Below are 6,000 nucleotides of genomic sequence, written 5' to 3'. Positions count from 1 at the left end.
ACACCCGTCAGGCCGGCCCGCTGCGCGTGTTCGCACCGACGAACGTCAAGGTCCTGACCTGGAACAAGCGCCGGCTCGACGTCGAGCGCGACGCGTCGGGCGCGCTCGTCGCCACGCTGCCCGGCCCCGGGAAGCCGTCGCTGCCCGCCCTCGACACCTGGCGCAGCGCCGAATCCGACCCCGAGCGGACCGTCGGCTTCGACGACTCCGGCTGGAAGAAGGCCGACCGGACCACCGCCGACAACCCCCGGCACGGCCCCGGCCAGGCATCAGGCGTCGTGCTGGACACAGACGAGTACGGCTTCCACGAAGGCGACACCTGGTACCGCGGCCACTACACGCCCACCACCGCGAGCAGCACCGTGAAGGTCTCCGTCAAGACCGGCACGGCCGGACACGCACTGGTCTGGCTGAACGGCCGCTACCTCGGCGCCCAGGGGGACGGGACGGCGACCCACACCGTGCCGCCCGGCCTCACCGAGCCCGGCGAACCCGCCGTGCTGGCGATCCTCGTGCGCAACATGGGGCACTACGAGGACTGGTCCTCCGACGGCCGTTCCAAGACAGGCCGTGGTCTGGCCGACGTGGCCGTGCCCGGCTCGGGCAAGGTCCGGTGGCGGATCCAGGGAGCCGCGGGGGGCCCCGAACCGGTCGACGCCGTGCGCGGGATCTACAACAACGGCGGCCTGTACGGCGAGCGCATGGGCTGGCACCTGCCGGGCGCACCGGACTCCTCCTGGCCTACGACGGAGCGGTTCAAGAGCGACCGGCCAGGGGTGCGCTGGTACCGCACGACGGCGGAACTGGACCTGCCACGCGGCACCGACACCGCGGTCGGCCTGCGTATCAACGACTCCAGCAGGCGCGCGGACAAGTACCGGGTGCAGATCTTCGTCAACGGCTGGAACACCGGTCAGTACGTCAACAGCGTCGGCCCGCAGAACGAGTTCGTCATCCCGTCGGGATTCCTCAAAGCCCGGGGCGAGAACACCATCGCGCTGGCGGTCACCTCCGAGCAGACCGGCGTCGGTCCCGACTCGGTCGAACTCGTGAACCAGGGCACCGTACTCGGCGGCGTCCCCGACCGTCAGAACGCCTCTCCGGGCTACGAGGCGGTGTTCGGCACGGCCCACTCACACAGGCAGTGACCTGACCCCCTGGGCCCGCCCGTCCCGGCTCGCGGAATGCGGTCGGGCGGGCGCAGACTCAGGCGCTGATCGCTACCCATGGACGTCGACATGAAGCGTCGACATGAAGGAGAACGCCATGCTCAGCAGAAGGTCGGCTGTGGCGGCCGGCGTGTTCGCCGGAACGGCCCTATTCACCGGGGCAGGGAGTGTTGCACGGGCCGCCGGTGCGGGCCCCGGGAGCTCCGACGCCACCGCTGTGCCGACGATCCCGGCCGTGCGCGGCTTCGTTCCCGCGGACACGCACTGGCGGCCGATGCCCGCCACCCGCATCGTGCTGACGCCGGACACCGCCGCGGACCTGCGGGGCGAAGCCCAGATGCTTGCGGCCGAGCTGGTACAGGAGGGGCACCTCGAGCGTGCGCCGAGGATCGTCGTGTCGTCGGTCACCGCGACTCATGACGTAGCGCTGCGTCTGGGTCGTGTGGCCGGGTCCACGTCACCCGAGGCGTACCGCATCGACACCGGACGAGGACTGGTGATCACCGGCCGCTCCGCTGCCGGTGTCCTCTACGGCACCCACACCCTGCTCCAGGTCCTTCGCCAGCGCCGCGCGTTCAGCGGGCATGTCACCGACTGGCCCGCCTATGCGCAGCGCGGCCTGATGGTCGACGTCGGCCGCAAGTACTTCACCCCCGGCTGGCTCGAAGGCAAGATCCGCGAGCTCGCCTGGCTCAAGCTCAACGTCCTGCACTTGCATCTGAGCGACAGCCTCGGCTTCCGGATCGAGAGCGAGTCGCATCCCGAGATCGTGACGGAGCCCGCGCTGACCAAGGACGAGGTGCGGCATCTGATCGCCGTAGCCGAGCGGTATCACGTGACGATCGTTCCCGAGATCGACTCACCGGGACACATGGTGGCGATCCTCAAGGCTCACCCGGAGTTGCAGCTCGTGCGCAAGGACGGCACCCGGGACACCGGCAATCTCGACTACAGCAAGCCTGAGGCGCGCAAGCTGATGGCGGATCTGATCGAGGAATACGCGGATCTTTTCCCGGGCCCCTGGTTCCACCTCGGCGGCGACGAGTACTTCGGATACCCCTGGGACCCCAACAAGATCACTGGGGAGAATGCGCCGCAGCTGCTCGACTACGCCCGCCGGGAGGCCGGGCCGGAGGCCACGCTCCTGGACGGCTTCAACACCTATGTGAACGGCCTGGTCGCACTGCTCGCGGACCGGGGCAAGCGTCCCAAGTTGTGGAACGACCACATTCATCCCGGACAGGGCCTCGTCGAGATCGACCGCCGCGTGCAGGTCGAGGTCTGGGTCCGCTGGAACACCGCTGAACCGTCGGTCGAGGACTATGTCCGGGCCGGTTACGACGTCGTCAACGGCCACGGCGACCACCTGTACTTCATTCTCACGCCTGGGCAGCAGCACAAGACCGGAAAGAAGTCGGCGCAGGGCATCTACGACTTGTGGACTCCCCGGACGTTCATGCGCAGACCGACCCAGGACATGCAACTCCCCGCCGACGCGCCCATGTCCGGGGCCCACCTGTCCATCTGGTGCGACAACCCCGACTTCCAGACAGAGCAGGAGGTGTCGGACGGCGTCCGCCCCTGGCTGCGGTCCTTCTCGCAGCAGATGTGGGGATCTGCCAAATCCGCGCCCACCTATGCCGGATTCGCATCGCTGATCGACTCGGTCGGAGACGCACCGCGCGGGATCCCGGCATAGTGCGGACACTGCGAGGTGCAGAGCTCCGTGAACGGTTGGAACACCGGCCAGTACGTCGACAACGGCGGGCCGCAGAACGAGTTCGTCATCCCCAAGGGATTCCTCACGGCACGTGGCGAGAACACCATCGCGCCGGCGATCACCCCGGAGCAGCCCGGCGTCGGACCGGACTCGGCGGAACTCGTGGCCCGGGGCTCAGTCCTTGGCGGCGTCCCGAGCCGGCAGAACGACTCACCCGGATACGAGGCCGTCTTCGGCACGGCCGACTCACGCAGGCGGTGAACTGCCCCTCTTGGGCCCGCCCCGCCTCGACCCGCGGAATGCCGGAGCGTACGCGCACGCACTGATCGTGCCGCACCCACCGATGTCGAGATGAAGGAGAACGCCATGCTCAGAAGAAGGCCGGCTGGCGCGGCCGGACGACAACAGGGAATCATCGGATTGATCTGCGCCATGCTCGGGACAGCGGCCGTCCTCCTCCCTCTGTCGCCCGCTGCCGCACAGGAACCACAGGCGGCCTCGGCCGATGCGGTCGCCCCGCAGGTGCTGCCCGCACTGCGGGACTGGGAGGCGGCGCCCGGCGAGTTCCGGCTCGGCGCAGGCGCGCGGATCGTGCTCGACGATGCCGACGCCCGGACGCGGACGGACGCCCGCAGGTTCGCCGGCGAACTGCGCGAGGTCACCGGAAGCGCACCCGCGGTGGTGAGCGCACGGGGCGACGGAAGACCGGGCGACATCGTGCTGCGTCAGGACACGTCCCGGAAGCAGGGACTGGGGGCCGAGGGATACCGCCTGGAGTCCGGTGACCGGCTCACCGTCACCGGTGCCACCTCCACCGGCGTCTTCTACGGCACCCGCACGATCCTGCAACTGCTCCGCGAAGGCCGCACCGCGCCCGCCGGCACCACCACCGACGTCCCCGAGTACCGCGAACGCGGGGTCGGCGTCTGCGCCTGCTACACCCACGTCTCCATGGAGTGGTTCGAGCGGCTGATGCGCGACATGGCGCACCAGAAGCTGAACCAGCTGTGGATCGAGGCGAAGGTCAAGAGCGACGTCGACCCGAAGTCGGCGTTCTGGGGCTACTACACCAAGGCGGAGGTGCGGCGGCTGACGAAGCTGGCGAAGCGTTACCACATCGAGCTGGTCCCGGAGATCAACTCTCCCGGCCACATGGACCCGTACCTCGAGAACCACCCCGAGCTGCAGCTGAAGGACAAGAACGGCAAGGCGTCCCCGCCGCGGCTCGACATCACCCGGCCGGAGGCGTTCGCGTACTACACGTCGCTCGTCGACGAGGCCCTGGAGGTCTGGGACACCCCGACCTGGCACATGGGCGCGGACGAGTACATGATCGGTTCCGCCTATCCGGACTTCCCGCAGCTCCAGGCGTACGCCACCGAGAAGTTCGGTGCCGAGGCCACCCCGGACGACGTGTTCGTCGACTTCATCAACCAGGTGAACGCGCACGTCCGCGAGGACGGCCGCACCCTCCGCGTCTGGAACGACGGGCTGGCCGGACACAACACGGTCGTCCCGCTCGACCGGGACATAGCCGTGGAGCACTGGCTGGGCGGCGGGAGCCTGCAGAAGCCGTCCTCCCTCCTGGCCGAGGGCCGTCCGGTGATGAACTCCGCCTACTCGCTCTACCTGGTGCGCGGCGGCTACACCATGAAGACGCAGCAGCTGTACGAGTCGGGCTGGACGCCGCTGCGCTTCGAGGGCGAGACGCTCGCCTCCCGGCCCGAGAACCTCACCGGCGCGAAGATCAGTCTGTGGCCGGACAGCGCCGCCGCCGAGACGGAGAACGAGGTCGAGGCCAAGACGTTCATGCCGCTGCGGTTCATCGCGCAGGCCACCTGGGGCGGACCGCGACCGAGCGCCACGTACGCGGGGTTCCAGGAGCTGGCGCAGAACATCGGACACGCCCCGGGATGGGCGAACACCGACCGCACGCCGCTCTCCGACGGCACGTACGCACTGGTCGCCCGAGGCGACAAGCGGCTCGCCCCCACGGCCCGGGAGGCCGGCGCCACCGTCGCCCTGACCTCGGCCGGGGACGCCACGTGGAGGGTGGCGTCCACCTCGGACGGCTACTACACGCTCCGGTCGGCCCAGACAGGCCTGTGCCTGGACGCCAACCGCGGCAAGCGGTACCTGGGCGCGCCGCTGGAGAGCGGAGCGCAGCTCTCACAGGAGACGTGCGTGGACGACAAGCGCACTCAGCGCTGGCAGGTGACGGCGGAGAAGGGAGCGGTGACGCTGGTGAACGCCATCTCCCAGCTGGGCCTGACGACGCGGGCCACGGACGGCACGGCGCGGCAGACGGCGCCGGACGTGACGGCGCCGACCCGGCTCCGGGCGGTCCCGCAGGGCTGATCCGGCCCACCGCTGCCGGGGCCCACAGTGCGTGCTGTGGGCCCCGGCAGACCGCAGCGGGCCCGCGCCACTCAGTGAGCGCCTGGTGCTGATGAACGTCCGCGCAGCGCTGCGCCGGCCGAGCCGACGCGCCGATGTTGACGCCCATGCCAGGGAGTACCGGCCGACGTCGATCAGGATGCCGCCGCCGGGTCGCCGCCCGGCACGGCGCGCGGCGCCCGACGTTGCGATGCCGATGCTCATGGACTACCCGGCGGGCGGGTCGTCGGCCTACATGGACGAGTACGACCTGGACGCGGTGTTGCGGGCGTCTCTGGACCGGTTGACGTTGCTCAACCAGATCGCGGGGGCCATGTCGAGCAGGCTGGACGCGGTCGAAAGGCTCGGGCGGGTGTGTCGCGTGCTGGTTCCGGCGCTGGCCGACTGGTGTGTCGCCGAACTGATGGAAGACGACGGTCACCTGGAGCGGGTCTGCGTCAGCCACCGCGACATGGAGCTGCTTCCGGCAGGTCTGACGGGGACCCTGCCGCCTTTGCCGGAAACCGAGTCCGCCCCGTTGGCACGGGTGATGAGGGGAACTGGTCGACTGCTGCTGTCAGCCGACCTGCTGAACACCGGGCGGGAGGCTTCCCCCGGCCCCGTGTACGCCATCAACCGAGAGCTGTTCGCCGTCTGGGAGGCCAGAGCGTGATCGCGGCCTCCGCTGCGCGCCCGACGCAGTGTGCTGGGTGGCCTGACTCTGGTCCGGGACTC

Annotated in this window: 5 protein-coding genes; all 5 read left to right on the top strand. The window is 69.8% G+C overall.

The features are described from left to right. Positions 1-1,148, top strand: a 1,148-nt coding sequence (locus ACFWR9_RS29280) for a beta galactosidase jelly roll domain-containing protein (RefSeq protein ID WP_383847053.1), incomplete at its 5' end; no start/stop codon positions are given. A gap of 256 nt (positions 1,149-1,404) precedes the next feature. Then, positions 1,405-2,868, top strand: coding sequence for a glycoside hydrolase family 20 protein (locus ACFWR9_RS29275; RefSeq protein WP_383847052.1), 1,464 nt, complete (start codon positions 1,405-1,407; stop codon positions 2,866-2,868). Between the two features lie 27 nt (positions 2,869-2,895). Continuing rightward, a complete protein-coding gene (locus ACFWR9_RS29270) occupies positions 2,896-3,150 on the top strand; it encodes a beta galactosidase jelly roll domain-containing protein (RefSeq protein WP_383847050.1) in 255 nt (84 codons plus the stop codon). Between the two features lie 171 nt (positions 3,151-3,321). After that, positions 3,322-5,247: a family 20 glycosylhydrolase gene (locus ACFWR9_RS29265; protein WP_383847048.1), complete on the top strand. Its 1,926-nt coding sequence runs from the start codon at positions 3,322-3,324 to the stop codon at positions 5,245-5,247. A gap of 85 nt (positions 5,248-5,332) precedes the next feature. After that, complete coding sequence (locus ACFWR9_RS29260) at positions 5,333-5,938, top strand: hypothetical protein (protein WP_383847046.1); 606 nt, start codon at positions 5,333-5,335, stop codon at positions 5,936-5,938. Positions 5,939-6,000 lie beyond the last annotated feature (62 nt).

The organism is Streptomyces sp. NPDC058534 (assembly GCF_042717365.1).
In the GTDB taxonomy this organism is placed as follows: Bacteria; Actinomycetota; Actinomycetes; order Streptomycetales; family Streptomycetaceae; genus Streptomyces.
The sequence above is the reverse complement of the archived record's forward strand: the minus strand, read 5'-3'. Positions and strand labels throughout refer to the sequence as shown.

What these genes read in the sequence shown, in the direction of transcription:
- ACFWR9_RS29265 (WP_383847048.1), top strand. Translation starts at nt 3,322, where the DNA reads ATGCTCGGGACAGCGGCCGTCCTCCTCCCTCTGTCGCCCGCTGCCGCA.